Annotated in this window: 22 protein-coding genes; 11 read left to right on the top strand and 11 right to left on the bottom strand. The window is 73.3% G+C overall.

The annotated features are described in order from the left end of the window. Positions 1 to 33: 33 nt before the first annotated feature. Positions 34 to 1,689, bottom strand: a complete 1,656-nt coding sequence (locus MUN78_RS09720) for a GMC family oxidoreductase (protein WP_244726095.1) — start codon at positions 1,687 to 1,689, stop codon at positions 34 to 36. A 205-nt stretch (positions 1,690 to 1,894) separates the two neighbouring features. Between MUN78_RS09720 and MUN78_RS09725 the strand changes: the two genes are divergently transcribed. Then, complete coding sequence (locus MUN78_RS09725; protein WP_244726097.1) at positions 1,895 to 2,497, top strand: TetR/AcrR family transcriptional regulator; 603 nt, start codon at positions 1,895 to 1,897, stop codon at positions 2,495 to 2,497. Between the two features lie 6 nt (positions 2,498 to 2,503). On the opposite strand, the gene MUN78_RS09730 is transcribed toward MUN78_RS09725, so the two are convergent. From MUN78_RS09730 to MUN78_RS09740, 3 genes are read right to left on the bottom strand one after another with little or no spacing between them, the layout of a single operon-like run. Beyond that, a complete protein-coding gene (locus MUN78_RS09730; RefSeq protein ID WP_244726099.1) occupies positions 2,504 to 3,622 on the bottom strand; it encodes a phosphotriesterase family protein in 1,119 nt (372 codons plus the stop codon). Further along, positions 3,616 to 4,713: an amidohydrolase family protein gene (locus tag MUN78_RS09735; protein ID WP_244726101.1), complete on the bottom strand. Its 1,098-nt coding sequence runs from the start codon at positions 4,711 to 4,713 to the stop codon at positions 3,616 to 3,618. The genes MUN78_RS09730 and MUN78_RS09735 overlap by 7 nt, the downstream gene beginning before the upstream one ends. An 11-nt stretch (positions 4,714 to 4,724) precedes the next feature. Beyond that, a complete protein-coding gene (locus MUN78_RS09740) occupies positions 4,725 to 5,699 on the bottom strand; it encodes a methyltransferase family protein (RefSeq protein WP_244726103.1) in 975 nt (324 codons plus the stop codon). Positions 5,700 to 5,884: 185 nt separating this feature from the next. Here MUN78_RS09740 and MUN78_RS09745 point away from each other — a divergent pair, with 185 nt between their 5' ends. Beyond that, entirely contained in the window at positions 5,885 to 6,637 is a 753-nt protein-coding gene (locus MUN78_RS09745; RefSeq protein ID WP_244726105.1) for an alpha/beta fold hydrolase, read from the top strand. 82 nt (positions 6,638 to 6,719) lie between these two features. Here MUN78_RS09745 and MUN78_RS09750 read toward each other — a convergent pair whose 3' ends face one another. After that, complete coding sequence (locus MUN78_RS09750; RefSeq protein ID WP_244726106.1) at positions 6,720 to 7,748, bottom strand: aldo/keto reductase; 1,029 nt, start codon at positions 7,746 to 7,748, stop codon at positions 6,720 to 6,722. A 132-nt stretch (positions 7,749 to 7,880) separates the two neighbouring features. Between MUN78_RS09750 and MUN78_RS09755 the strand changes: the two genes are divergently transcribed. Then, positions 7,881 to 8,717: an SDR family NAD(P)-dependent oxidoreductase gene (locus MUN78_RS09755; RefSeq protein WP_244726107.1), complete on the top strand. Its 837-nt coding sequence runs from the start codon at positions 7,881 to 7,883 to the stop codon at positions 8,715 to 8,717. A gap of 46 nt (positions 8,718 to 8,763) precedes the next feature. On the opposite strand, the gene MUN78_RS09760 is transcribed toward MUN78_RS09755, so the two are convergent. Continuing rightward, positions 8,764 to 10,194 (bottom strand): amidohydrolase, encoded by a 1,431-nt coding sequence (locus MUN78_RS09760; RefSeq protein WP_244726108.1) that lies wholly within the window; start codon positions 10,192 to 10,194, stop codon positions 8,764 to 8,766. A 135-nt stretch (positions 10,195 to 10,329) separates the two neighbouring features. On the opposite strand from MUN78_RS09760, the gene MUN78_RS09765 reads away from it, so the two are divergent. The 8 genes from MUN78_RS09765 (at position 10,330) to MUN78_RS09800 (ending at position 18,383) form a co-directional block, all read left to right on the top strand. Then, positions 10,330 to 11,454 (top strand): zinc-binding dehydrogenase, encoded by a 1,125-nt coding sequence (locus MUN78_RS09765; RefSeq protein ID WP_244726109.1) that lies wholly within the window; start codon positions 10,330 to 10,332, stop codon positions 11,452 to 11,454. Positions 11,455 to 11,540: 86 nt separating this feature from the next. After that, positions 11,541 to 12,506 (top strand): aldo/keto reductase, encoded by a 966-nt coding sequence (locus tag MUN78_RS09770; RefSeq protein ID WP_244726110.1) that lies wholly within the window; start codon positions 11,541 to 11,543, stop codon positions 12,504 to 12,506. After that, on the top strand, positions 12,506 to 13,642 hold the full coding sequence (locus MUN78_RS09775) for an alpha/beta hydrolase (RefSeq protein WP_244730059.1): 1,137 nt from the start codon (positions 12,506 to 12,508) through the stop codon (positions 13,640 to 13,642). The genes MUN78_RS09770 and MUN78_RS09775 overlap by 1 nt, the downstream gene beginning before the upstream one ends. Then, complete coding sequence (locus MUN78_RS09780) at positions 13,635 to 14,669, top strand: alpha/beta hydrolase (protein ID WP_244726112.1); 1,035 nt, start codon at positions 13,635 to 13,637, stop codon at positions 14,667 to 14,669. Before MUN78_RS09775 ends, MUN78_RS09780 begins: the two co-directional genes overlap by 8 nt. Next, the gene (locus tag MUN78_RS09785; protein WP_244726114.1) at positions 14,666 to 15,901 is read left to right on the top strand and encodes a multidrug effflux MFS transporter; all 1,236 of its coding nucleotides are present in this window, start codon (positions 14,666 to 14,668) and stop codon (positions 15,899 to 15,901) included. The genes MUN78_RS09780 and MUN78_RS09785 overlap by 4 nt, the downstream gene beginning before the upstream one ends. Positions 15,902 to 15,989: 88 nt before the next feature. Then, positions 15,990 to 17,402, top strand: a complete 1,413-nt coding sequence (locus MUN78_RS09790; RefSeq protein WP_244726116.1) for an aldehyde dehydrogenase family protein — start codon at positions 15,990 to 15,992, stop codon at positions 17,400 to 17,402. An 83-nt stretch (positions 17,403 to 17,485) separates the two neighbouring features. Next, positions 17,486 to 17,836: a nuclear transport factor 2 family protein gene (locus MUN78_RS09795; protein WP_244726118.1), complete on the top strand. Its 351-nt coding sequence runs from the start codon at positions 17,486 to 17,488 to the stop codon at positions 17,834 to 17,836. Positions 17,837 to 17,972: 136 nt separating this feature from the next. Continuing rightward, positions 17,973 to 18,383, top strand: coding sequence for a DUF1801 domain-containing protein (locus MUN78_RS09800; protein WP_244726121.1), 411 nt, complete (start codon positions 17,973 to 17,975; stop codon positions 18,381 to 18,383). Positions 18,384 to 18,425: 42 nt separating this feature from the next. Here the strand turns inward: MUN78_RS09800 and MUN78_RS09805 are convergent, their stop codons facing one another. From MUN78_RS09805 to MUN78_RS09825, 5 genes are all read right to left on the bottom strand, one after another. Then, positions 18,426 to 20,501: a DEAD/DEAH box helicase gene (locus MUN78_RS09805; RefSeq protein WP_244726124.1), complete on the bottom strand. Its 2,076-nt coding sequence runs from the start codon at positions 20,499 to 20,501 to the stop codon at positions 18,426 to 18,428. A gap of 127 nt (positions 20,502 to 20,628) precedes the next feature. After that, positions 20,629 to 21,474, bottom strand: coding sequence for an ATP-binding cassette domain-containing protein (locus MUN78_RS09810; RefSeq protein ID WP_244726126.1), 846 nt, complete (start codon positions 21,472 to 21,474; stop codon positions 20,629 to 20,631). Beyond that, positions 21,471 to 23,351: a dipeptide/oligopeptide/nickel ABC transporter permease/ATP-binding protein gene (locus tag MUN78_RS09815; protein ID WP_244726128.1), complete on the bottom strand. Its 1,881-nt coding sequence runs from the start codon at positions 23,349 to 23,351 to the stop codon at positions 21,471 to 21,473. Before MUN78_RS09815 ends, MUN78_RS09810 begins: the two co-directional genes overlap by 4 nt. Next, positions 23,348 to 24,289 carry an ABC transporter permease gene (locus MUN78_RS09820; protein WP_244689553.1) on the bottom strand — a complete coding sequence of 314 codons (942 nt, stop codon included), beginning with the start codon at positions 24,287 to 24,289 and terminating at the stop codon, positions 23,348 to 23,350. The genes MUN78_RS09815 and MUN78_RS09820 overlap by 4 nt, the downstream gene beginning before the upstream one ends. Before the next feature lie 97 nt (positions 24,290 to 24,386). Beyond that, the gene (locus MUN78_RS09825; RefSeq protein ID WP_244726130.1) at positions 24,387 to 25,922 is read right to left on the bottom strand and encodes an ABC transporter substrate-binding protein; all 1,536 of its coding nucleotides are present in this window, start codon (positions 25,920 to 25,922) and stop codon (positions 24,387 to 24,389) included. Positions 25,923 to 26,048 lie beyond the last annotated feature (126 nt).

A 26,048-nucleotide genomic window follows, 5' to 3' on the forward strand; every position in this document is an offset into this window, starting at 1 on the left:
GAGCGCCGGGCTTCGGCGCTCCGGCCCGGGATGCTACCGCTCGCCGGCGAGGATGAAGCGGGCGCCGAGCTCCCCGATGAGCACCGCGGGGGCGTTCGTATTGCCCGTCGTCACGCGCGGCATGATCGAGGCGTCGACGACGCGCAGGCCGTCGACCCCGTGCACGGCCAGGCGCGGTGAGACCACGGCGAGCTCGTCGATGCCCATCTTGCAGGTGCCGACCTGGTGATGGTAGGTCGCCACCGTCTCCCGCACGTAGTCCACGAGGTCCTCGCCGTCGCCCACCTCCGGCCCCGGGTAGACCTCGCGCGCGCCCCAGCCGCCGTCCTCGGGAGCGGCCGAGAGCGCCGGACGGCGGCCGATGCTCCGGCACTGCCGCACCGAGGCGACGAGCGAGGCGACATCGTCCTCGTGGCCGAGCGCGTCCAGGTCGATGCGCAGCGGATCCTCCGGGTCCGGGCCGGAGAGGGTGATCGAGCCGCGCGCCCGCGGGGTGACGAGACCGGCCATGAAGGTGAAGCCGTCAGCCGAGCGCGGCTCGAGGAAGTCGCCGTACATCGGCACCGAGAAGTTGATCGGCTGCGTGTCGGGTCGGTCGAGCTCCTCCCGACTCTTCCAGAACAGGTGCGTCTGCGTCACCGAGCGGCCCGGCACGGGCTCGCCGACGGGACGCTCCGTCTCGAAGATGACGGGCGAGAGCAGATGGTCGTGCAGATTCTTGCCGACGCCGGGGAGATCGACGACCCCGGCGATCCCGACGTCCGCGAGCTCCTCGGCGGGGCCGATGCCGGAGCGCAGGAGCACGCGAGGCGAGTCGATCGCGCCCGCGGCGAGCACCACCTCGTCGGCGAGGATCTCGCGCGTCCGGCCGTGCTGCAGCACGCGCACCCCGATGACCCGCGGCCGCGCCGTCTCCGCCGCTTCGCCCTCGGCGAAGATCAGCTCCTGCACGCGGCAGCCGAGCTCGACGGTGACGCGATCCCGCACCGGCTTCAGATACGCCATGTAGGTGTTCAGCCGGCGGCCGTCCCGCACGGTCACCTGCTGCTGCGAGACGCCCGCGAGCTCCGCCCCGTTGTAGTCAGGGTTGTGCGGGAGACCCTCCTGCACGGCGGCGTCGATGATGGACTGCTGGATCGGTGCGAGCTCGACCTCGTCGGTGACGTCGAGGAGCCCGTCCTCCCCGCGCAGCCCGGGGGTGCCGTCGCCCGCGCCGTGGAAGCGCTCGATCGCGCGGTAGACCGGCAGCACCTCGTCCCAGGACCAGCCGTCGTTGCCGAGGGAGGCCCAGTGGTCGAAGTCGAGCGGCGAGCAGCGCACCCAGATCATAGCGTTCAGCGCGTGCGAGCCGCCGAGCACCCTGCCGCGCGGCAGGTGCAGGCGATGTCCGTTCGCCCCGGGCTGCGGCTCCGTGAAGTAGTCCCAGTCGTCCGCGCTGTGCCACAGCTCCCCCATGCGCATCGGGTCGTGGATGGCGGGATTCGTGTCCTCGCCGCCCGCCTCGAGCACGGTCACCGCCACTCCCGCGTCCGCGAGTCTGCGCGCGACGACGGACCCCGCCGACCCCGCGCCGACCACGACGACGCTCCGCGGCGCCGGTCCGCCCGCCCCGGGCGCGGATTCCGCCGCGGGATCCGGCACCGTCGTCGTCCCCGTCGCCGCCCCGGGCACGGTCTGCGAATCCGCCATGGTCTCTCCTCTCGGCGGCGCCGTCGCCGCTTCCGCCCTCCAGCACATCATCTCCGTCCGGGCGTCGTCGAGACGGCCCGCACGGACGTGCGCGCAGACGCAATCGGCGTTCCGTCCCGGTCAACCCGCCGCGGCTCCTCCGCGTCCGCTCGCCTGCTTCCGTCTACACTTGACCGAGAACCATCGCCGCCGCCGGAGGTCACCCATGCCGAAGATCATCGACCACGATCAGCGACGCCAGGACATCATCGACGTCACCTGGCAGCTCATCGTGGAGGGCGGCATCGAGGCGGCGACGATGCGCGAGATCGCCGCCCGCGCCGGCTTCGCCAACGGCGCGCTGAAGCACTACTTCCCCGGCAAGGACGCGATCATCAAGGGCGCGTACGAGCACTCGCTGCGCGGCCTGGGCGACCGGCTCGCCGCGCACGTCGCCGGCAAGCGCGGGCTCGAGGCGCTCGAGATGTCCATCCGATTCACGCTGCCCGTCGAACAGGAGGACGCGACCGCGGCCCGCGTCCTGCTCTCCTTCTGGGAGCGCTGCGTCTTCAGCAGCGAACTCGACCACGACTACGACGAGCATCTCGCCGAGTGGACGACCAGTTACCTCCAGTATCTGCGCGAGGGCCGCGAGGACGGCGACATCGTCACCCCCGCTCCCGATCTGCAGCTCGCGAACGAGATCATCACGATGAACCTCGGTGCGACCGTGACGCGCGTGGTGAGCCCGGCGCGCTTCGACGCCGCGCTGCTCGAGGCCCAGGTCAGCGACTACATCGCCCGGCTCGGGCGGCGCGACTGCCCGTAGCGCCCCTCACCCGAACCCGGGCTCCCGGAAGGCCAGGATCCGCGCCGGGGTGTCCACCAGCATCCGCCGGATCGTCGCCTCGTCCACGCCGAACTCCGCGAGCACCGGCAGGAAGTGCTCGACGACGTAGCCGTAGCCGTGCCCGCCGTAGCGCCGCAGCTGCACGCGCTGGCAGACGTCGCCGCCGAGCACGAGCTGCGCACCCCAGCCCTCGGCGACGAGTTCGGCGAAGCCGCGCGCCACGCTCCGATCGGTGAACGGGAAGAGCGTGCCCCAGGGGCTCCCGGTGGCGCCGAGGAAATCCGCCTCGAGCACCGCGCCGCGCTCGAGGAGCCGCCGCGCGAGCGCCGGCTCCTCCGCGATCGATCCCGTGTGCCCGAAGACGACCGCGCCGGGGTCCGCCCCCTCCGCCTCGAGCGCGTCGAGCACTCGCAGCTTCGCCTCGCCCGCGCCGCCGTGATGCAGCATGATCGGCGCGCCCGTGAGAGCCGCGGCACGGCCGGCCGCGCGCACGCTGCGCATCTCCTCCGGATGGACCGGATCGCCCTCGGCGCCGACCTCGCCGATGATCCCGGAGCGGATCGGCGCCCCCAGGGGCGCGGGCGCTCCGCGCACGACGTCGTGGACGATGCCGGCGACGAGCTCCTCGAAGGAGCGCGCGGCGAAGCCGGCCGGATGCAGCTCCCGCTGGTACCAGCCCGCGCCCATCACGATGTGGAGTCCCGAGGCGCGGCTGAGCCGCGCGAGGGCGCCGGGATCGCGGCCGATGCCGCACGCGGTCACCTCGACCATCGCGCCGCCGCCCTGTCGCGCGAAATCGCCGACCTCGTCGAGCGCCGTGGCGAAGTCGCCCAGCAGGTCGTTGTCGGCGTTCGGCCGCCCCCGGCGGACGGCGGCGAGGTTCGCGAGCGCGAGCGGTTCCTGAGCGGCGGCGTCCCACTCGCCCGGCCTCGGGTTCGGAGTGTGCGCGGGACGACGCAGATCGAGGAAGAGGTGCTCGTGCATGAGCGTGGCGCCGAGTTCTGCCGGCGGCACGGGGCCGAGCACGGTCTGCACGAGGCCCGCGAGATTCGGGATCTCGAGGTCGTCGAGGGTGCGGCGCTCCGCGCCGTCGGGGGTCAGCATCGGGGATCTCCGGTTCCGGACGGGACGGCGGCGGCGCGGGCCGCGGCGGGCTCCTCCCGCGCGAGGATGCGCAGCGCGTTCCCGCCGCCGACCGCGCGCAGGAGTGCCGTATCGGCGCCGAGCACGGCGAGGTAGGGCAGGAACTGCTGCGGCACGAACTCGAGTCCGTTGCCGCCGAAGGCGGTGAGGCGGTGCTTGGCGCGGATCCCGGAGCTCAGCAGGATGCGCTCCCCCGCGCCGGCAGCGGCGGCCCGGAGTACCGCGACGGCGACGTCGTGATCGGACACCACGGTGCGCACCGTCGGGATCCGCCCGAGATCGTCGAAGCAGAGCGTCGCGCCCGAGTCGAGCAGCGCGTCGAGGCGACCGTCGTCGACCCCGACACCGGGGCCGCCGCAGGACCGCCGCGCGGCGATCGCGGCGGCCGTTCCCGTGAGGATCACCCGGTCGCGCGGGAGGCCCGCGGACTCCGCGATCCCGAGGGCGCGCCGCAGGACCGGGAGCGCCGCGGGCTCCGGCGTCCCCGCGTCGACGGCGAGCACGAGCGGCGCGCCCGCTTCGGCCGCGACCCCGGCCGCGGCACGGAGCCGGTCGTCGCGGTCGCGCAGCGGGAACGGACCGACGAGGCCCGCCGGCGCTGCGTCCGGCTCGAGTTCGGCACGGAGTCGATCGGCGAGCACCGTCCCCTCGGCGACGGCGTCCGCGGGCGCGTGGCTGCCGATCGCCCCGCGCACGATCATCGCGCCCGTGTCGCGCGAGAGGCGGGCGAGCACGGCAGGGTCGGCCGCGCCGCCCGGTTCGGGCAGCGCGATGACGGCGGCCCGCCCGGGCCCGGCCTCCGCTGCGAGCGCGCGCAGGGCGCCGGCCGCGTCCGCCGCGTCGAGCGTCCGATCGTCGAGGTTCGCCTCGCCCATGAGCAGTCTCCCGAGCAGCGGCTGCGCGACCGGGGCGCGGGCGAAGTCCGCGCTGCTCGCCGCGAGCCCCGCGTTGCCCCGGCGCTCGGCGGGCGTGCGCAGGAGCGTCTCCGCGGCGAGCACGAGGTCGATGCCGGAGACCGGCACGGCTCCCGTGACGCTCGTGATCGTCGGCATGGCGGACGGGATCAGGCGGCCGTGGCGACGAGTACGCGCGGGCTGCCGGGCAGCGCCACGAGCCGGTCGACGCTCCAGCCCGCCTCGGAAAGCCACCCCTCCACCTCGTCGATCGGGTAGACGAGGGTGCCGTCGATGTTGAAGTACTCGCCCGCGTGCAGGGCATCGATGCCGCGCTGCACGGGATCCCGATCGAGGAAGAAGTCGAGCAGGTGGAGTGTCGCGCCGGGTACGGCGGCGGCGCGCGCGGCCCGGAGGATCGCGACGTTCTGCTCGGGGGTGAAGCGGTGCAGCACGTGGGTCAGCAGCACGAGGTCGTGCTCGCCGCCGGGCTGGGCGGTCTCCGTGGGCGCCTCTTCGATGACCACGCGCGAGGCGCAGCCGGCGGCGTCGGCCGCCTCCGCGATGCCGTCGGTGAAGCCGGGAGCGTAGACGTAGCGCGTGGCGAGCTCGGGGTTCTGCGCCATCGCGACGACGGAGAAGCCCGCGGCGAGACCGCCGAAGTCGAGCGCATTGCGGAAGTCCGCGAAGTCGAAGGCCTCCCCGTACTGCTCGGCGTGCAGGGCGTTGTAGGTCATCACGCCGGCCATGAAGTCGCTCCACCCGGCCTCGTCGAGTTCGAGCGCGCCGGGGTGATCGGTGTCGACGGTGCGGTCGTAGCCGAGCCACTGCCGGTAGCTGATGTCGCCGAGGAAGGCGAGGAAGGGGGTGAGATCGATGTCGCCGCGGCCCGAGAGGTACTTCTCGGCGTCGGGCGCGAGCGCGTAGCTGCCCGCGCTGCGCTCGAGCAGCCCGAGCGCGTTCATCGCATCGGCGAGGATCCGGACCTGCCGCTCGGGGTGCCGGGTGGCCTCCGCGAGGCCGGCCGCGTCTCGCGGGCCGCCCGCGAGCGCTGCGAACAGGCCGATGCGGGCGGCGTTGTCGAGCTGCTTGGCGCCCATGAAGCCGGTGGCGATGTCGAGGATGCGATCGGGGGTGGCGTTCATGTACTCGTCCTTCGTCGTGTGGGCCGCCCGGCGAGCGGGACGGCGATGTCCTGGGTGGTGACCCGACGTAAAGTCTACAACTGTAGAATCACAAAATCGACCGCCGCCGCATCTTTTTTTCTACTACCATAGAAAAACCCGCGCGCGGCTCCGCCCGACGCGCCCGACCGTAGGAAAGGCTCCCCATGGCACTCGCAGCGCATCACTTCCCGGCCGCGGACTCCGCCCTCGCGCCGGTGCTCCTGCTCCACGGCTTCGCCTCGAGCGCGGACGAGGACTTCCTCACGACCGGCTGGGTGGAGAGCCTCGCCGCCGCGGGCCGCCCGACCATCGCGATCGATCTCCCGGGGCACGGGGACAGCCCCGCGGTGGCCTCGGCCGGCGAGGCCACGACGTCCGCCGTGATCGCGGCGATCCTCGCCGCCGTCGAGGCGGTGTCCCCCGCGACGCCCGGCGACAGCGACGCCGTCGGCGCGGCGCCCATCGACGTGATCGGATACTCCCTCGGCGCGCGCCTCGCCTGGGAGCTGCCCGCCGCCTCGCCGAGGGTGCGCCGGCTCGTGCTCGGCGGCATCAGCCCGGCCGAGCCGTTCGCCGCGATCGACCCGGCGGACCTCGCGGCGACGCTCGCGGGCCGCGCTCCCGCGCATCCGCTCACCGGCATGATGGCCAGGATGATCCAGGCCCCGGGCCGGGACACCGCGTCCCTCGCCCGCGTGATCGCGGGTCTCGCCGCCGAACCCTTCGCGCCCGGCGCGGGCGGGCCCGCCGTCCCGACGCTGCTCGTCGCAGGCCTCGAGGACGCGCTCACCACGAGCGTCGAGGAGCTGGCCGCGGCGCTCCCCGCCGTGCACCTCGAGCGCGTCCCGGGCGACCACCGCGCCGCACTCGACGGCCCCGAGTTCCGCGCGGCGGCGATCGGCTTCCTCGCGGACTGAGCCGACTCCGGGGCCGATCCAGGCGATCCGCCGCGCCGACCGCGGCGAGGCGCAGGACGGGAGGGCGCGGTCGTCCGGCGGCTCACGCGGCCGGATCCCAGACTCCGTCGGCCCGGACCTCGCGATCGATCCAGAGCTCCGCCGTCGCCTCGCGGATCCGCTCGGCGCCCTCCCGCTCGAGCAGGGCGAGGGCGCCGAGGTTGTCGTCGAGCTGCCGCACGCTCGAGGCGCCGAAGAGCACGTTCGCGGTGGCGGGGAGGGCGAGGCAGAACGCGATCCCGAGCTGCGCCGGGCTCGCCCCGAAGGAGGCCGCGATCTCCGCGACTCGCGGATAGGCCTCGACGATGCGTTCGCGGATGCCGCCGACGTCGGCGCCGATCTTGCGCGCGGGCGCCGTCTTCCCGACGAGGATCCCGCCCTCGAAGACGTCTGAGGCCTGCAGGGCGAGCGCGCCTTCCGAGAACCAGCGCCCGTAGAAGTCACCCTCCGCCATGCTGCGGCGCACGAGACCGTACTTGAGCTGCGCGAACGCCGGGGCGGTGAGCCCCTCGGCCGCGGCGACGTCGAGCGCTCGCTGCATCGACCTCGCCGGCCAGTTGTTCACGCCCCAGCTGGCGAAGCTGCCGCGGTCGATCTCGGCCTGGACATCGCGCACGACCTGCGCGATGTCCGGCTCCCCTGCGAAGTCGCCGACGACGACCGTGTCGAAGCGCTCGGGATCGGCCCCGGCGGCGCCGATCCGGGCGAGGGACTCGTCCATCTGCCCCGCGAAGCCCGTCTCCGGGTACTCCCACATCCAGAGCTTGCCGCAGAGCCGGTAGTCGCTCCGCGCCAGGCCGAGCTCGCGGATCGTCTCGCCGAAGAGTAGATCCGTGCGCGAGGCCTCCGCGTGCGGACCCATGTTGTAGAAGGCCACGTCGAAGAACGCGGCCTCGACATCCACGGCGCGCCGCATGAGCGCCCGTCGCTCCTCGGCGCCCATCCGGTCCCAGATGTTCCAGGATCCGAGGGCGAAGACCGGAACCTCGGGCCCGCCCGGCCCGAGCCGCCGTCGGGGCACCGCACTCCCGAGTCCCGCACCAGCGCTTCCCGCTTCCTCGCTCGCCAACATCGGCCTCCTCGTTCCCGGCGGATTCGGATGCGATCCGCGCTGATTTATTTTCTACAATCGTATAATATAAACGCGGGGCGTTCCAGCCCCGTCCGCCATGGCGGCGCCCGCCGCCCCGACGAAGGAGTCCGCATGACCGCATCCCCCACCCGAACGGCGCTCGTCACCGGGGGCGCCGGCGGCATCGGCCGCGGCATCGCCCGCGCCCTCCTCGCGGCCGGCCTGCGGGTGATCCTCGCCGATCGCGACGCCTCCGCCGTCGCCGAGGCCGCCGCCGAACTCAACGCCGAGGCGGCCGCGGAGCGCAGCGCCGGGCGCACTGCCGAACGCGGCGCCGCGCTCCGCGCCGCCTCCGGGGCCGCGCACGGCGACGACCGCGCGCGGCCCCTCGTCCTCGACATCTCCGACGCCGCGGCCGCCGCACGGGCCTTCGCCGCGCTCGACCCCGAGGGGGGCGTCGATGTGCTCGTGAACAACGCGGGCATCCTCTCGGTGCACGGCGCCGTCACGGAGCTCGCGCCAGACGCCTACCGATCGATCCTGGAGGTGAACGCCGTCGGCACCTTCACCATGATCCAGGCGTTCGCCCGGCACCGGATCACCGCGGGCGGCGGCGGCGCGATCGTCAACATCTCCTCCATCGGCGGCCGGCAGCCCACCCCGGGCATGGGCGCCTACGAGTCGAGCAAGGCCGCGGTCGACTCGATCACCCGCTGGGCGGCGATCGAGCTCGCGGCGCACGGGATCCGGGTGAACGCGGTCGCCCCGGGGCCCGTGCTCACCCCGATGCTCGCGGCCGAGATGCCCGAGGGCTCGCCGGCGCGCGTCGGATGGGCCGCCCGGATCCCGCTCGGGGATCTCGCCCGCGTCGAGGACATCGCGCTCGCCGTCGCCTTCCTCGCCGGCCCGGGCGCCGCGCACATCACGGGCGTGAGCCTGCCGGTCGACGGCGGCCAGCTGCTCACCTGAGCCGATTCCGGCCCGGGCGTCCGCGCGCCCGGGCCGGACGGGCCGCTCAGCCCGCGCGCTCGAACACCACGCGCCCGTCGAGCACCGTGAGCTCGACCGGCACCTCCGGAAGACCGGCGGCGCCGACCGCGAAGGGATCGCGACCGAGGACGACGAGGTCGGCCACCTTCCCCGGCTCGATCGTCCCCTTCCACGCGGCCGCCCGATCCTGCTCCGCCGGCACCGCGGTGTAGGCCCGCAGCAGCGCGAGCAGCCGCGCATCGGCATCTCCCGCGTCCGCCCCGCCGCTCGCGAGCACCCGCGCGTCCGCGTCGGCGACGCCGCGCCGCCAGTCGAAGTCGAGCACGGGCGCGTCCGAGGAGAGCACCAGCACCCCGGCGTCGAGCGCCGCGCCGTAGTCCCAGGCCTCGGCGGCGACCGCCTCCCCCATCCGGCTCGCGAGCCACTCGCCCGTCCGCGCAGCGATGCCCGGCTGGGCGTTGAGCCACACGCCGAGGTCCCCCATGCGGCGCAGCTGCTCCGGCGTGGCGAGATCCCCGTGGATCAAGACGTGCCCGAGCTCGCGCACGGACGGCGCCCCCGGCTCGGCCGCGGCCGCGGCGAAGGCGTCGAGCGCGAGCCCGATGGTGCGGTCCCCCGTCGCGTGCAGGCCGACCTGCAGCCCCGCGGCGTGCGCGGCGCGCAGCATCTCGGCGAGCCGCTCCGCCCGCTGCTCGAGGGTGTCGCCGCGCACGAGGAGATCGCCATGGCCGCCGTCGTCGTAGCTCCGGGCCGTCCACGCCTGCCGGGTGAGCGGGATGAGATCGCCGAAGATCTTGACGCCGGGTATCGCGAACCAGGCGGGGTCCGCCTCGGGGGCGGCGGCCGCCCGCGAGCGGATCCCGGCGAGCACGGTCTCCACGTCGCTCGGCCCGTCGAGGATCCCGTGCAGTTCGAGCAGCGTGACGCGCTGCAGCAGCTCGCCGCGATCCGCGAGCTCCCGGTAGATCCCGATCGCCTCGCTGTGGAAGCAGCCCGTGTCGCCGTCGTCCTCCCCCGGCCCGATCCCGGGCTCCGTGTAGCTCGTGATGCCGAGCTGCGCGAGCAGCCGCCCCGCACGGAGGATCGCCTCGCGGCGCTTGGCGCGGTTCGAGACGAGGGGATCCTGCGGCGCAGCCCCGGGATCGGCTTCGCCGAACACCGTGCGGGGCCAGCGGGCGCCGAGCCAGCTCGCGTGCAGATGCGAGTCGTTGATGCCGGGGAGCACCGCGCGGCCGGCGAGCTCCACGACCCGCGTCCCCGCGCCGATCAGGGCGGAGACCGTCGCGTCGTCGCCGACGGCCGCGATGCGGCCGCCTCGGACGGCGAGCGCCTCGGCGCGGCTCCCCGCGGCGTCGAGGGCGCGCACGACGCCGCCCCGCAGCACGAGGTCGGCGGCGGCGCCCCCCTCGTCCCCCTCGCCGCGCTCGCTGGGCGCGTCCTGTTCACTCCACCGCATGGGCTCCTCCGGATCGATCTCGGAGCGCCGCGTGCCGGGCCGCGCTTCCAGTTTTGGTCAACGTATGTAGAATAAAACCACATCGTCGGCGTCGCGGCAACGCTGCCCCGCCGAAACGGACGAATGGAGCACTCGATGACGATTCCCGAATCCACCCGCGCCGCCGTGCTCGTCGAGCACGGGGCGCCCCTCGAGCTGCAGGAACTCCCGCTGCCCGCGCGGATCGAGCCGGGAGCCGCGCTCGTGCGGATCACCTGCACCACGCTCTGCGGCACCGACATCGAGATCTGGTCGGGCAAGATGACCTTCCCTGGCATGCTGCCGATGGTGCTCGGGCACGAGATGGTCGGCGAGGTCGTGGCCGTCGGCCCGGGCGCCGCGGACGCGCTCGGCGTCACGATCGCGGTCGGCGATCGCATCGGCTGGTCCGAGTCGGTGTGCGGCAGCTGCTTCGGCTGCACCGTGCTCCGTCAGCCCGTCGCCTGCGAACGGCGCGGCTACGGATTCCTGCAGCGCTCCGACGCGCCGCCCTACGCGACCGCCGGGCTCGCCGAGTACGCCTACGTCACCCCCGGCGCCCAGAAGCTGCGCCTGCCCGAGGAGGTCGCCGATACCTGGGCCTCCGCGGCCGGCTGCGCCGCGAAGACGGTGCTGCGCGCCTTCGACCGCGCGGGCGGGGTCCATCCCGGCTCGCGGGTCGTCGTGCAGGGCTCCGGCGCCCTCGGCCTCTTCGCGACCGCCGTCGCGAGCATCGCCGGCGCGGCCAGCGTCATCACCGCGGGCGCACCCGCATCCCGGCTCGCCCTCGCCGAGCGCTTCGGCGCCACCGCGACCGTCGACATCGCCGACGGCTCCGAAGCCGCGATCGCGCGCGTTCAGGAGCTCACCGACGGCCGCGGCGCCGACCTCGTGCTCGACTTCGCGGGCGCGCCGAGCATCGGGCCCGAGGCCGTCGGCATGGCCGCGCAGCGCGGCACCATCGCCGTCGTGGGCTCCACGGGCCCCGCGGGCGACCCCTTCCCCCTGTCCGCGATCATGGGCAAGGAGCTCTCGGTCGTCGGCTCCCTCAACGGCGACGTCTCCGACTACTTCCGCTCGATCGAGTTCTTCCGGGCCTTCGCCGACCGCTTCCCCTGGGACGCGCTCTTCTCCGCGCCCTGCGCCCTCGACGGGGCCTCCGAACGCATCGCGAACATGCATGCCCTCGGCGAGGTGAAGGCCGTCATCGATCCGAGGCTGCCGGCACGCAGCGCCGCGTAACCGCGCCGACCCGCCCCGCACCGGTGCGATCCGCACCGCACCGGCCTGGATCCCACTGCACCGCACCCCTCAGCGAAAGGCTCCCCATGACCCACGCCCCCGTCCCCCGCCGCCGCCTCGGCACGAGCGAGCTGGAGGTCCCGCTCCTCGCCCTCGGCTCCTGGCACGTGTACGACCGCATGCACTTCGAGGACATCGTCGCCCTCATGCGCGCCGCCGTCGACCGCGGCGCCTCGCTCTTCGACGTCGGCGTCTACGCCGCTCCCGGAGCGCCGCCCGTCTTCACCGATGTGCTCTTCGCCTCCGCGATGCGCGCCGCCGGCATCGCCCGCGAGGAGTACCTGCTCTCCGAGAAGCTCTGGGTCGAGGGCTGGGACGCCGAGGGCGGCTTCCGACCGCAGCTCGAGCGCGCCCTCGTCCGCGTCGGCTCGGAGCGGGCCGACCTCGTCGTGCTCGGCGACCTCCGCCGCGACGATCTCCCCCTCGAGGACATCGTCGAGAGCCTCGCCGAGCTGCACCGGACGGGACTCGTCCGCGCGTGGGGCGTCAACAACTGGTCGGCGGGCTCCGTGCAGCGGCTCATCGACATCGCCGCGGCCACGGCCGCCCCCGCCCCCGCCGTCGCGCAGCTCAAGTACAGCGTCTCGCGACGCTCGATCCCCGACGGCGAGCCGTTCCGGAGGCTCTGGGATCAGGGACTCTCCTTGGAGGCCTCCGACGTGATGGAGGGCGGCTACCTCGCCGGCAAGACGAGCACGGACCGCGAAGTGGGCCGCGATCCGGGCGGCATCCGTCAGCGCATCATCGACGACGTGGCCGCGTTCTCCGCGCTCGCGGCGGAGCTCGGCGCCACGCCCGCGCAGCTCGCCATCGCCTTCACCCTCACCCATTCCGCGACGGCCACGACGCTGTTCGGCACGTCGAGCGCCGCCCAGTTCGAGGCGAACCTCGGCAGCCTGGAGCTGCTCGAGCGCGTGGGCGCCGGAACGATCCGGGAGCGCGTGGATCCGTTCTGGGCGGATCGCGGCCTCGTCGATCCGGAGGGACCGTGATGCGCCGGGCCGCCGACTGCCGCATCGCGGGTCGGCCGGCCGATCCGGCCGACGCTCGTGCCGCAGCCGTCGCGCCCGTCGCGCACGGAGCCCCGAGCCTCGCCCCCGTCCCCTTCGACGCCGAGATCGCGCCGATCCTCGCAGCGCTCGCGGCCGCCCCGGCCGCTCCGCTGACCCCCGAGACGCTGCCCGCGCTGCGGGGTCCCGGCGCGCCGGGCGGCACGGATCCCGGTCCCGGGCCTGAGTCCGCCCGCGGACCCGACCCCGACGCCGCGGTCCGCGTCGAGGAGCGGCTGATCCCCGGGCCCGCGGGAGCCCCGGACATCGAGCTCACCGTGCTCCGGCCCGCCGGTTCCGATCCGGAGGCGGGCCCGCTCCCGATCCTCGTCAACTTCCACGGCGGCGGCATGATCGTCGGGCATCGCAGCTGGGAGCACGACCGCCTCGCCGCGCTCGTCGCGGCGCATCGCGCGGTGGGCGTGAACGTCGAGTACCGCCTCGCGCCCGAGGACCCGTTCCCCGCGGGCATCGAGGACGCCTACGCCGCGACCGCCTGGGCCGCCGCGCACGCGGCGGAGCTCGGCGGCGACCCCGACGCCCTCGTGGTCATGGGCGGCAGCGCGGGCGGCGCCTTCGCCGCGGCCGTCGCCCTCATGGCGCGCGACCGCGGCGGCCCCGCGATCGCCGGGCAGCTGCTGCTGTGCCCGATGCTCGACAACACGAACACGACCGTCGCGAGCCGGCAGTACGACGGGATCGGCACCTGGACCCGCGAGGCGAACCTGTTCGCCTGGCGCTGCGTGCTCGGCGAGGAGCTCGCGTACTCCCCCGACGCGCCCGCCTACGCGGCGCCGGCGCGCGTCGCCGAGCTCTCGGGGCTGCCGCCCGCGTTCATCGAGGTCGGGTCCGCCGAGATGTTCCGCGACGAGGACGCCGACTACGCCAGGCGCATCTGGGAGGCGGGCGGCGAGGCGGAGCTGCACGTCTGGTCAGGCGGCTGCCACGGCTTCGACAGGTACGCCCCCGACAGCGAGATCGCGCGCGCGGCGCTCGCCTCCCGGGACTCCTGGCTGCGGCGGGTGCTGCGCGGGGTCGAACGCGAGGGCGCCGAGGACGAGGGGGTCGCTCATGGCTGAGCCGGTCCGCGCCTTCCGCCCGCGTCCGCCCGAGCCGCTCCCGACGCCCGTCCCCTACGATCCCGAGCTCGTCCCCGGGCTCGCGGTCTTCCTCGACCTCGTGGAGCAGATCCCGCTGCGCGCGGACACGATCGACGCGAACCGCGCCCACTTCCAGACGATCACCCCGCCGCTCGCCGAGCAGCTCGCGGGGCGGGACGTCGTCTGCGAGGAGCGGATCGTCCCGGGCCCCGAGGACGCGCCCGATGTCGAGGTGACGATCATCCGCCCCGCGGGCGTCCGCGACGACGCCGGCCCCGAGGACGCGCTCCGCCCTGCGGTGCTCGGCATCCACGGCGGCGGCTACGTCCTCGGCACCCGCTCCTTCGGCACGGGCGAACTCATCGACCTCGCCGAGCGCACCGGCGCGATCGGCGTCGCCGTCGAGTACCGGCTCGCGCCGGAGACCCGGGCGCCGGGCGCCGCGGAGGACTGCTACGCCACCCTCGTGTGGATGGCACGGCATGCGGAGGAGCTCGGCATCGATCCGGAGCGCATCGTCGTGACGGGATCCTCGGCGGGCGCCGGGCTCGCCGCCGCCGTGGCCCTCATGGCGCGGGATCGGGGCGAGGTCCGGCTCGCGGGGCAGCTCCTCGGCAGCCCCATGATCGACGATCGCAACGGGACCGTCTCCGCCTGGCAGTACGACGGCATCGGCGCCTGGGACCGGAACAACAACGACACCGGCTGGGACGCCGCCCTCGGGGAGGATCGCGGAGGCGACGGCGTCGGGGCGTATCAGGCGCCGGCCCGCGCCGTCCGACTCTCGGGGCTCGCCCCGGCCTTCCTCGAGGTCGGCAGTGCCGAGATCTTCCGCGACGAGACGATCGCGTACGCGGAGGGCATCTGGGCCGCGGGCGGCGAGGCGGAGCTGCACGTCTGGTCGGGCGGCTACCACGGCTTCACCGGATTCTCCCCCGACGCCGAGGTATCGAGGGCCGCGAACGCGGCTCGCGACAGCTGGTGGCGCCGGATCCTCGCGCGATGAGCGCCGCGCACGGGCCGGCGGCGGCCCGCCCCATGGGGATGCTCCGGGTCGCCCTCGTACTCGGCGCACTCGAGGCGTTCGGACCGCTCTCGATGGATCTCTACCTGCCGCAGCTGCCGCAGCTCGCGCGGTCGCTCGGCACCTCCGACGCCCTCGCGCAGGCGACCATGTCCGTGTGCATGATCGGGCTCGGGCTCGGACAGCTCGTCGCCGGCCCGCTCTCCGACCGATACGGCCGCAAGCGCCCGCTCGTGACCGGGGTCGCGCTGTTCGCCGCACTGTCGGCCGTGTGCGCCGTCGCACCCACGATCGAGGTGCTGCTGGTGGCGCGGCTGCTGCAGGGTCTCGCGGGATCGGCGGGCGTGGTCATCAGCCTGGCGGTCGCGCGCGATCTCTTCCACGGCGTCGAGCTGTCCCGGATGCTCTCCCTGCTCGCACTCGTCACCTCGCTGACGCCGATCATCGCACCGGTCATCGGCGGTCAGCTGGCGCGGTTCACCGACTGGCGCGGCATCTTCCTCGTACTGTCCGGGATCGGCGTCGCGCTCGTGGTCGTCGCCGTCCTCGGGCTGCGGGAGACCCGGATCCCGGACGCCGTCGCCGCCGAGCCGGGCGCGGCGGCCGGGCACGCGGCTGTCGTCCTGCGCGACCCGCTCTTCGTCGCGCTGCTCGCGGCCGCCGGCCTCGGCGGTGCGGCGTTCTTCTCCTACCTCTCGATGTCGAGCTTCGTGCTGCAGGGCGAGTTCGGCTTCACCCCGCAACTGTTCAGCGTGGTGTTCGCCGCGAACGCCCTGGCCCAGCTCGCCGGAGCGCAGCTGAGCCGGGTGCTCGTGCGGCGCCTCGGGACGCGGCGCGTCTATCTCCTCGGGCAGCTGGCGGGCGGGGCCGCGGCGCTCGTCCTGCTCGTCGCGGCGCTCCTCGGCGCCGCCGCGCTGCCCTACGTCTGCCTGCTCGCGCTCTTCCTCGGCGCTGCGGGGCTCAGCGGCCCGAACGGCACGGCCCTCGCGCTCGAGGGACACGGGAGCCGGGCGGGCACCGCCTCGGCCCTGCTGGGCATGGCGACCTTCACGGCGGGAGCGATCGCCGCACCGCTCGTGTCCGCGCTCGCGGGCTCCTCGGCCGTCGCACTCGCCGCGAGCATCGCGGCGGGTGCCGCCGCGGCCGCGCTCATCGCGGTCGTCGCGGTCCGGCGGCTCGCGCCGCCGGGCGCTGTGCCCGCATACACAAGCTGAGTTCCGCAGGGGACAACCGGGGACGGGCTCGATCGACGTATCCTGAGCGCACCGGACCGGACCCGACCGGACTCGAAGTGGAGGATCCATGTACACCTACGAAAGCCTGCTCGCGGCGGTCGTCGCATCGGACGGCGAGACCCGTGAGGTCACCGACCCCGCCACCGGGGAGTTCATCGGCCTCGCGCCGGTGCAGGATGTCGCCGCCCTCGAGGCGGCGATCGACACGGCCGAAGCGGCGCAGCCGGCCTGGGCGGCCCTGCCCGACGAGGAGCGCATCGCCTACCTCCACCGGGCCGCCGATGCCATCAAGGAGTCCTCCGAGGCGCTCGCCGAGCTGCTCTCCCGCGAACAGGGCAAGCCGCTCAACGGCCCCAACGCCCGCTTCGAGGTCGGCGGCTGCGAGGTCTGGACCCGCGCCGCGGCGGATACGCCGCTGCCCGTCGAGGTGGTCGTCGACGACGAGTCCGGCTACGCCGAGATGCACTACCGGCCGCTCGGCGTGGTCGGCGCGATCTCGCCGTGGAACTGGCCGATGATGATCTCCATCTGGCAGATCGCACCGTCCCTGCGCATGGGCAACACGGTCGTCATCAAGCCCGCCGAGACGACGACGCTGTCGGTGCTCGCGCTCGTGCACGTCATGAACCAGGTGCTCCCCGAAGGCGTGCTGAACATCGTCCCGGGCCCGGGGTCGACCGTCGGTGACGCGCTCACCCGGAGCCCGAAGATCGCGAAGATCATGTTCACCGGCTCGACCCCGGTCGGCAAGCGCATCATCGAGGCCTCCGCGCCGAACGTCACCCGGCTCACGCTCGAGCTCGGCGGCAACGACGCCGGCATCGTGCTCCCCGACGCGGATCCCGCCGCCATCGCGGAGGACCTCTTCTGGGGCGCCTTCATCAACACGGGACAGACCTGCGCCGCCCTCAAGCGCCTCTACGTGCACGAGTCGGTGTACGACGCCGTCGTCGAGGAGCTCGCGAAGGTCGCCGCCGACGTGCCGATGGGCGTCGGCCTCGACGAGCAGAACGTGCTCGGGCCGCTGCAGAACCGCGCCCAGTTCGACGTCGTCGACCGGCTCGTGGAGTCGGCGAAGGCCTCAGGCGCGCGCATCGTGCTCGGCGGGAATCCGGACCGCGAGGCGCCGGGCAACTTCTACCCGACCACGCTCGTCGCCGACATCGACCCGCACCAGGAGCTCGTGCTCGAGGAGCAGTTCGGTCCGGCGCTGCCGATCGTCAAGTACCGCGATCTGGACGAGGTCGTGCGGCTCGCCAACGAGCTCGAGGTGGGTCTCGGCTCCTCGGTGTGGTCGAGCGATCGCGCGCAGGCGCTCGCGGTGGCGGCCCGTCTGCAGGCCGGCACGACCTGGATCAACTCGCACGGCGGGCTGCACCCGATGATCCCCTTCGGCGGGGCGAAGCAGTCCGGCTACGGCCGAGAGTTCGGCGTCGCGGGCCTCAAGGCCGTCGCCGAGCCGCACGTCATCAGCGGCTGAACCCGCCACCCGCCCGGGTCCCGCTCGCGCGGGGCCCGGGCGGGTGTCCGCCCCGAGCCGGACTCCGCCCCGGAAAGGACCCCATGCACGACGAGATCCGTGCCGCGATCCAGCAGTACGTCGACGGCTGCGCCGCGGCCGACCCCGCGCTCGTCCGCGACGTCTTCGACGAGGGCGCGGTGATGTGGGGGTTTCTCGGGGACCGGTACATGACGATGACCGGCGCCGAGTTCGCCGACGCCGTGGTCGCCGAGGCGGAGCCCGCGGGGACCGCCTACACCGCCGAGATCCGCGACATCGACGTGCACGGCGGCACCGCCTCGGCCGTGCTCGAGGAGCACGGCTTCCTCGGCCTCGACTTCCACAACCGCTTCGGCCTGATCCGCCGCGACGACCGCTGGAGAATCGTCAGCAAGGTGTTCACGACGCGCTGAGCCGGCCGCTCGCCCGGCCCGCCTGCGCACCGCTCGGCGTCGTCGTGCGGCTCGGCGTCGTCGCGCGGCTCGGGCGGTGCGACGGCGGGCGCCGCGAGGGGTGTGGTCCCGGACCCCGAGGGGATACCGTGGTCGCATGACGAGCATGCCGGACGACATCCGCTCCTACCACGCGGCCCTCGACGCCGAGGCCGCCCCGATCTGCGCACGCCTGCACGAGCTGATCGTCGGCGGCCTGCCCGATGCCGAGGCGAAGGTCTGGCATCGGCACCCGGTCTGGTTCTTCGACGGCAACCCGGTCGTCGGCTACGACCGGCTGAAGTCGTCGGTCCGCCTGCTGTTCTGGAGCGGGCGGGCCTTCGACGAACCGCGTCTCGCCCCCGAGGGGAGCTTCCAGGCCGCGGAGGCGCGCTTCACCTCCGCCGAGCAGATCGACGCTGAAGACGTCGCGCGCTGGCTGCGGAAGGCTCGCGAGCTCCAGTGGAACTACCGCGATATCCGCCGCAACCAGGGGCTCCTGCCGCTGCGGGGCGTGCCGGGGGCCTGAGCGGCGGCAAGCCGCGGCACCGGAATCCGGCGCCGCGGGGCGCTACCAGCGCGGCTTGCGCTTGCCGTCGGCGCGGTCGCCGCCGAAGTCGCGACCGCCGCGGTCGTCCCGATCCCGGTTTCCGGTGCCGCCGCGGTGCCCGCGATCGTCGCGGCCGTACCCGCCGCGATCTCCCCGGTCATAACCGCCGCGGCCGGAGCCTCCGCGGTCGTCGCCCCGGCCACCGCGATCGTCGCGGTAGGAGCCGCCGCGACCCCCGTGGGAGTCGCCCCGGCCGCCGCGATCGTAGCCGCCGCGATTCCCGTCGCGCCCGCCGCGATCGTAGCCGCCGCGATCCCCGCGATCGTAGCCGCCGCGCTTGCCGTCGCGCACGGGGCCGCGATCCTCGCGGAGCTCTATCAGCTTGCCGCTGATCCGCGTCTCCGAGAGCTTCGCGATCGTGTCGGCCGAGAGCTTCGCGGGCAGCTCGACGAGCGAGAAGTCATCGCGCACCTGGATGCGGCCGAAGTCGTCGCGGGTGAGGCCGCCCTCGTTCGCGATCGCGCCGATGATCTGGCCGGGGTTGATCTTCTGACGCCGCCCCACCTCGATCCGGTACATCCGCAGGTCGTCGCGGCGCTCCCGGGGGCCGCGGTCCTCGCGCGCCGGGCGGTCGCGACCCGGGCGGTCGCGGTCGCCGCCGTCCTCGAGGAACCGCGCGGCCTGCTTGCGGTCGCGCTCGAACTTGCGGTCGTCGTCCTCGGTGAGCAGCAGCGGCGTCTCGCCCTGTGCCACGACGGCGAGCGCCGCGGCGACGTCGGTCTCCGGGATGTCGTGATGGCGCACGTAGTGATCGATGATGTCGCGGAACGCCTCGATGCGGTGAGTCTCCTCGAGCGCCGCGGTGATCGCGTCGTCGAAGCGGGACAGGCGCGTGGCGTTCACCTCGTCGATGCGCGGCAGCGGCATCTGCGTGAGCGGCTGCTTCGTGGCCTTCTCGATCGCTTTGAGCAGGCGCTGCTCGCGCGGCGTGACGAAGCTGATCGCGTCGCCCGTGCGGCCCGCGCGGCCGGTGCGGCCGATGCGGTGCACGTACGATTCGGTGTCGATCGGCAGGTCGTAGTTGATGACGTGGCTGATGCGCTCCACGTCGAGGCCGCGGGCGGCGACGTCCGTGGCGACGAGGATGTCGAGCTTGCCGTCCTTGAGGGCCTGCACCGTCTTCTCGCGCACGTTCTGGGGGATGTCGCCGTTGATGGCCGCGGCGGAGTAGCCACGGGCGCGCAGCTTCTCGGCCACCTGCTCGGAGTCCCCGCGGGTGCGGGTGAAGACGATGAGGCCGTCGAACTCCTCCACCTCGAGGATGCGGGTGAGCGCGTCGAGCTTCTGCGTGTAGGAGACGACGGTGTAGCGCTGCGTGATGCTCGAGCTCGTCTGCGTCTTGCCCGCGATCTTGATCTCGCGGGGATCGTTGAGGTACTGCTGCGAGATGCGGCGGATCTGCGCGGGCATCGTGGCCGAGAAGAGCGCGACCTGCTTGGACGCCGGCGTGTCGGCGAGGATCGTCTCCACGTCCTCGGCGAAGCCCATCTTCAGCATCTCGTCGGCCTCGTCGAGCACGAGGTACTTGATCTGCGACAGATCGAGGGAGCCGCGATTCAGATGGTCCATGATGCGGCCGGGCGTGCCCACGACGATATCGACGCCGCGGCGGAGGGCCGAGAGCTGCTGCCCGTAGGCCTGCCCGCCGTAGACCGGCAGCAGATGGACGTCCGGCAGATGCGGCGCGTAGCTCTCGAAGGCCTCGCAGACCTGCAGCGCGAGCTCGCGGGTGGGGGCGAGCACGAGGGCCTGGGGCACGCCCTGGCCGGGCTCGATGCGGGAGAGGATCGGGAGGGCGAAGGCGGCGGTCTTACCGGTGCCGGTCTGCGCGAGGCCGACGACGTCGGTCCCCTCGAGCAGCACGGGGATCGTGGCGGCCTGGATCGCGGAGGGGGTCTCGTACCCCACCTCCGTCACTGCGCGCAGCACCTCGGGCGCGAGGCCCAGGTCTGCGAAAGTCGTGCGCGCGCCCTCGGTTTCGGTCGGGGCTGCGGTGTCGCCGGCGTCGGGCGCGGCGTTCTCGGAAGAGGTCATCATACTATCCTACCCTGCATCCGCAGAACCCGATCCCACTCCCGAGACGGCCGCCTCGCGGATCCGCACCCCCGGCCCCCGGACCCGGCATCGGGACGGGAGGGTTGCGGGCACCGCGACCCCCGACCGGTCAGCGGGCCGGATCGGGCAGCGGATCCCCGCGGAGCGCCAGCCACTCCTCGCGGCGCGCGCGCTGCTGCACGGGGTCGGCGACCGGCGAGGCCGCGAGCAGCCTGCGGCTGTAGGGGTGCCGGGGCTCCCGCGTGACCTGATCACCCTCCCCCACCTCCACGAGGTGCCCGCGGTACATGACCGCGACGCGGTGGCAGATGCGGCGCACCACGCCGAGGTCGTGCGAGACGAAGAGGTAGGAGACGCCCGTGTCGCGCTGCAGCTCGATGAGCAGATCGAGCACCGACGCCTGCGTGGTGAGATCGAGCGCGCTGACCGGCTCGTCGCAGATGATGAGCCGGGGCCGGCGCACGAGCGCGCGGGCGATCGCGATGCGCTGCCGCTGACCGCCGGAGAACTCGCTCGGGTACCGCCCGGCGACGCTCGCGGGGAGATTCACGCGTTCGAGCATCTCCCCCACGATGCGCCGCGACTCGGCGCGCCCCGCGCCGCCGACCGACAGCGGCTCCGAGAGGATCTCCCCGACCGTCATCATCGGGTTCAGCGAGCCGTACGGGTCCTGGAACACGACCTGGATGTCGGAGGCGAGCGCGCGCCGCTCCCGGCCGGAGAGCCGGGTGATGTCGCGGCCGTCGAACTCGATCCGGCCGCCGGCGACCGGGACGAGGCCGAGGATCGCCTTGCCGAGCGTCGATTTGCCCGATCCCGACTCCCCGACGAGCCCGACGCACTCCCCGGGCCCGACGTCGAGCGACACCTCGTGCAGGACCCGTGTGGGACGGCGCCGGGAGCCGTACTCGACGACGACGTTCTCCGCGCGCAGCAGCGGCGTGCTCGGGGTCATGCTCGGGCCTCCTCGGCGTCGGCGCGGCCGGTCCGCGCGGGGTCGGGGTCGCCGTTTCCGACGCTCGCCGCGGAATCCGCCGCGACGTCGCGGCCGCCCCGATCGAGTGCGCCACGGCTCGCCGTGCCATCGAGTGAGGCGGAGATGAGCTCGCGCGTGTACGCGTGCTCCGGGTGGGCGAAGATCGGACCGACGTCGTCGAGCTCGACGATCGAGCCGGAGCGCATCACCACGACGCGGTCGCAGAGGTCGGCGACGACGCCGAAGTTGTGGGTCACGATCACGAGCGCCATGCCGTACTCCCGCTGGAGCTCGCGCAGCAGCTCGAGCACCTCCGCCTGCACCGTGACGTCGAGCGCCGTGGTGGGTTCGTCGGCGACGAGCACGGAGGGGCGCCCCGCGATCGCCCCCGCGATGAGGACGCGCTGCGCCATGCCGCCCGAGAGCTCGTGCGGGTAGGCGCGCATCACCCGCGGCGGATCGACGATGCCCACGCGTTCGAGCATCGCGAGCGCGTGGGCGCGCGCCTCCGCGCGCCCCATGCCGTGCACCGCGCGCAGCGGCTCGATCAGCTGAGTGCCGATCGTGTAGGAGGGGTCGAGGTTCGACATCGGCTCCTGGGGGATGTAGCCGATCTCGTGGCCGAGCAGCCGGGCCCGGTCGCGCCGCGGCAGCGTCGTGACATCCGCGCCGCCGATCCAGATCGCGTCGGCGGTGCATGAGCCGGACTGCGGCAGCAGGTCGAGCATCGAGAACACCGTCTGCGACTTCCCGGAACCCGACTCGCCCACGATGCCCAGCACCTCGCCCGGGGCGACGTCGAGGGTGATGCCGTGCACCACTTCCACGACGCCGTCGGCGGTCTCGTACTGCACGCGCAGGTTCTCCAGCCGCACCGCGGAGTCGACGGCGGCGACCGAGATCGACCCCGTGGTCGTGGTCGTCGCCCCGGCGGGTCGGCCGGCGGCGTTCTGTGCGGCGATCCGGCGGCGATCGCGGCCGCTCAGCCGCGGTGTCTTGACGCTGATGACGTCGGCGAGCGTGGAGCCCGCGATCGCGAGCGCCGCGATCGTGAGCCCGAGCGCGAGCGACGGCCACACGAGCAGCAGCGGATCCGTGCGCATCACCTTGAAGCCCTCGCTCATCGCGGAGCCCCAGCCCGGTGTGGTGCCGCCGCCGATGCCGAGGAACTGGAGCCCGGCCTGCATGCCCATCGCGATGCCGGCGGTGAGCGCCGACTGGATCACGATGGGGGCGATCACGGCGCGGATCACGTGCCGGGCCATGATGCGCAGATCGGTGAGGCCGGCCACGCGGGCCGCGTCCACGTAGGGCTCGCCGCGGACGGCGAGGACGGCGGACCGCGTGAGCCGGAAGTAGCCGGGGGCGAGGATCACGCCGAGGGTCGCCATGAGCAGCGTGAAGTCGTTCTTCGTGCTCGCCGCGACGATGAGCAGGATGATCATGCCGGGCAGCGCCTGCAGCGCGTCGCTGATCCAGGCGCCGATGCGGTCGACGACGCCCCCGGAGTAGCCGGCGGCGAGCCCGCTCGGCACGCCGAGGACGATCGCCGTCGCGACCGCGACGAGCGCCCCCCACAGCGTCGAGCGTGCGCCCCACAAGAGTCGGCTGAGCACGTCGCGGCCGTTCGTGTCGCCGCCGAGCAGATGCTCGGGGCCTGGCAGGGCCCGGGTGATGCCGAGGTCGACGGCGTGGGGATCGTACGGGGAGATCCAGGGGGCGAGCACGGCGATGAGCACGATGCCGAGGAGCACGAGGCTCGTGCCTGCGCCCGCGGGGCGACGGAGAAAGCGCAGCAGGGTCGAGCCGCGCCCCCCGTCGCGGGTGTCGGCGGGGTCGATGATCGGAGCGGTCATTGCACACGTGCCTTCGGATTGATCCACCCGAGCAGCAGGTCGAGGAGGAAGTTGACGATGACGACGAACACGACGGTGATCACTGTGACGCCGAGGAGCATGGGGATGTCGCCGTTCTGGGACGCGCCGAGGGTCACGGCGCCGATGCCGGGCAGCGCGAAGATCTGCTCCACGACCACGGCGCCCGAGAGCAGGCTGACGAACATGAGCGCGAGCACCGTCAGCGCGGCGGGCGAGGCGTTGCGCAGCAGATGGACGATGATGCGCCACCGCGGCAGTCCGCGGCTGCGCAGCGTGCGCACGTAGTCCTGGCGATCCGCGAGGACGACGCCGCCCCGGAGCTGCTCCGCGACCATCACGATCGCGCCGAGCGCGAGCGCGATCGCCGGCAACGCGATGGACTGCAGCCAGCCGCCGAGGGACTGCGTCGGCGGCGTGTAGCCGACCGCGGGGAACCACTGGAGCTGCACGGCGAAGAGCATGACGAGCACGAGCGCGATCCAGAACCCGGGGAGTGCGAAGAGGATCACGGAGGCCGCCTGGACGACGCGGTCGATCCAGCTGCCGGGCCGCAGCCCCGCCGCCGTGCCGAGGACGCCGCCGAGGACGGCGGAAAGGAGCACGGCGGCCGTCACGATGGACAGGGTGACGGGGAGCTTCGAGCCGATCTGCGCGGCGACCGGCTGGAAGTTCTTCCAGGACTCGCCGAAGTCGCCCTGGAGCATCGCGGCGACCCAATCTCCGTATTGCGCGAGCAGCGGCCGATCCGTGCCGATCTTCTGCGCGAGCGCTGCCTGGGATTCGGGCGTGGCCGCGCTGCCGAGCAGGCCGAGGGTCGGATCGGGGATCGCGAGATGCGCGAGGAAGAACGTGCCGGTCGCCACGACGACGAGCAGGATCACCCCCGAGAGCAGTCTCTTGATGGTGAACGAGAGCATCGAGTGATCTCCTGGGGTGATTCGAGAGCGGATCCGAGGGTTCGGGAGAGGACGGGGATGCGCCGGACCCGGGGTGCGCCCCGGATCCGGCGTCTGCTCACTCGACGAGGTCGATGTGGCGCAGGGTGGGGAACATGGTGCCGACCACCGGGGTCACGGTGAAGTCCGAGGTCGAGACGAACATGTTGTTCGCCTGGTACCAGACATCGAACCACGCCTCATCGGTGACCGTCCGGTTCAACTGTTCGATCGCGGCGGTCTGCGCGTCGCCGGGCTCCGCGGCGAAGACCGCGTCGACCTGCTCCTGCACGTCCGCGGAGGCCTCGAGGCCCGGGGTCGGGTTGTACCACTGGGGCGTCGCGATCTGCCGTTCGACCGTGGCGACCGGATCGCCGTCCATGGAGAGGACCGCGATGAACAGCGGGTAGCCCGGCGCCTTGCCCATGTAGTCGGCGAACTGGTACTCGTCCCAGGTCACGGTGATCCCGAGCTCGCCGAGCACCTGCTCGACCGTCGCCTGGTAGGGCTGGAACGGCGGCGCCATCGGCATCGTGACGGCGAAGCCGTCGGCGTAGCCGGCCTCGGCGAGCAGGTCCTTCGCCCGGTCGATATCCGTGGCGTACTGCTCGTCGAGCTCGGCGAGGTTCCCCGTCGTGCCGGCCGGGAAGACCTGGTTCGTCGCGGCGCCGCTGCCCTGGGCGATCGCCTCGAGCATCTCCGGTCCGTCGAACGCGGTGTTGAGCGCCTGGCGCACGCGGACGTCGCCGAACGGCTTCCCCATCTCGGTGGCGCCGGTGCGGTCGGTGAACTGCAGGCCGACCCAGGTGGCGACGCCCTCGCTGACGTTCCACCCTTGGCCCTCGGCCATATCGGCGGCGGCCTGGTCGCCGTAGATCACGTTGAGCTGACCGCCCTGCAGGCCGTTGAGCATGGCCGTCGCATCGCTCAGAGGCGAGATGACGAGGGGGTCGAAGGGGAAGTCGGCGGCGGCCCAGTGCTCGGCCACCTTGTCGAAGCGGTACTCGGAGCCGGTGACGGAGTCGGCGGACAGCGTGTAGGGCCCGGAGCCGACCGGGGTCTCGGCGAGGGTGCCGTCATCGATCGCGGACGGCGACATCATGTAGCTGCGGCCGAGCCCCATGTAGTAGAGGATCGTGTCGTCGCGCTCCGTGAGGTGGATCGCGATCGTGTCCGCATCGACGGCCTCGAAGCTCTCGACCTTCTGATAGGCCTCCTGGGAGCGGACGCCGGCCTGGAGATACTCGAGGCTCTTCACCGCGGCGTCGGCGTCGAATGCCGCGCCGTCGGAGAACACCGCGTCGGTGCGCAGGTTCATGGTGATGGTGAGGAAGTCGTCGGAGACCTCCCAGTCCGTCGCGAGGGCGGGTTCGGGCTGCCCGGATCCGTCGTCGACGACGAGCGGATCGTAGACGGCGGAGAGGTAGGGGCCGTCGAAGCCGATGTCGGCGAGGGAGGGATCCCAGGAGGTCACGTCGAGGAAATCGCCGATGTTGAGCGGAACGACGCCGGAGGCGCCGTCGCCGCCGGCATCCGTCCCTCTTGCGGCGCACGAGGTAAGGGCGAGGGCCGCTGCGGCGAGCGCTGCGACGCCGAGCAGGGGTGTCTTCTTCATGTCTTCTTCTCTCGATCAACGGACATGTCCAGGGGTGCGGCGCCGTTGCTGTTCCACCGGCCGGCATCGGACCGAAGAGGCTCCCGAGTGGCGATGGACGCCACTGCGGTGTGCCGTCGGATTTCA

The sequence above is a fragment of the Leucobacter allii genome, from assembly GCF_022919155.1.
GTDB lineage: Bacteria > Actinomycetota > Actinomycetes > Actinomycetales > Microbacteriaceae > Leucobacter > Leucobacter allii.

Coding starts and splice junctions, on each gene's coding strand:
- MUN78_RS09720 (WP_244726095.1), bottom strand. CDS start 1,689: ATGGCGGATTCGCAGACCGTGCCCGGGGCGGCGACGGGGACGACGACG.
- MUN78_RS09725 (WP_244726097.1), top strand. CDS start 1,895: ATGCCGAAGATCATCGACCACGATCAGCGACGCCAGGACATCATCGAC.
- MUN78_RS09730 (WP_244726099.1), bottom strand. CDS start 3,622: ATGCTGACCCCCGACGGCGCGGAGCGCCGCACCCTCGACGACCTCGAG.
- MUN78_RS09735 (WP_244726101.1), bottom strand. CDS start 4,713: ATGCCGACGATCACGAGCGTCACGGGAGCCGTGCCGGTCTCCGGCATC.
- MUN78_RS09740 (WP_244726103.1), bottom strand. CDS start 5,699: ATGAACGCCACCCCCGATCGCATCCTCGACATCGCCACCGGCTTCATG.
- MUN78_RS09745 (WP_244726105.1), top strand. CDS start 5,885: ATGGCACTCGCAGCGCATCACTTCCCGGCCGCGGACTCCGCCCTCGCG.
- MUN78_RS09750 (WP_244726106.1), bottom strand. CDS start 7,748: ATGTTGGCGAGCGAGGAAGCGGGAAGCGCTGGTGCGGGACTCGGGAGT.
- MUN78_RS09755 (WP_244726107.1), top strand. CDS start 7,881: ATGACCGCATCCCCCACCCGAACGGCGCTCGTCACCGGGGGCGCCGGC.
- MUN78_RS09760 (WP_244726108.1), bottom strand. CDS start 10,194: ATGCGGTGGAGTGAACAGGACGCGCCCAGCGAGCGCGGCGAGGGGGAC.
- MUN78_RS09765 (WP_244726109.1), top strand. CDS start 10,330: ATGACGATTCCCGAATCCACCCGCGCCGCCGTGCTCGTCGAGCACGGG.
- MUN78_RS09770 (WP_244726110.1), top strand. CDS start 11,541: ATGACCCACGCCCCCGTCCCCCGCCGCCGCCTCGGCACGAGCGAGCTG.
- MUN78_RS09775 (WP_244730059.1), top strand. CDS start 12,506: ATGCGCCGGGCCGCCGACTGCCGCATCGCGGGTCGGCCGGCCGATCCG.
- MUN78_RS09780 (WP_244726112.1), top strand. CDS start 13,635: ATGGCTGAGCCGGTCCGCGCCTTCCGCCCGCGTCCGCCCGAGCCGCTC.
- MUN78_RS09785 (WP_244726114.1), top strand. CDS start 14,666: ATGAGCGCCGCGCACGGGCCGGCGGCGGCCCGCCCCATGGGGATGCTC.
- MUN78_RS09790 (WP_244726116.1), top strand. CDS start 15,990: ATGTACACCTACGAAAGCCTGCTCGCGGCGGTCGTCGCATCGGACGGC.
- MUN78_RS09795 (WP_244726118.1), top strand. CDS start 17,486: ATGCACGACGAGATCCGTGCCGCGATCCAGCAGTACGTCGACGGCTGC.
- MUN78_RS09800 (WP_244726121.1), top strand. CDS start 17,973: ATGACGAGCATGCCGGACGACATCCGCTCCTACCACGCGGCCCTCGAC.
- MUN78_RS09805 (WP_244726124.1), bottom strand. CDS start 20,501: ATGATGACCTCTTCCGAGAACGCCGCGCCCGACGCCGGCGACACCGCA.
- MUN78_RS09810 (WP_244726126.1), bottom strand. CDS start 21,474: ATGACCCCGAGCACGCCGCTGCTGCGCGCGGAGAACGTCGTCGTCGAG.
- MUN78_RS09815 (WP_244726128.1), bottom strand. CDS start 23,351: ATGACCGCTCCGATCATCGACCCCGCCGACACCCGCGACGGGGGGCGC.
- MUN78_RS09820 (WP_244689553.1), bottom strand. CDS start 24,289: ATGCTCTCGTTCACCATCAAGAGACTGCTCTCGGGGGTGATCCTGCTC.
- MUN78_RS09825 (WP_244726130.1), bottom strand. CDS start 25,922: ATGAAGAAGACACCCCTGCTCGGCGTCGCAGCGCTCGCCGCAGCGGCC.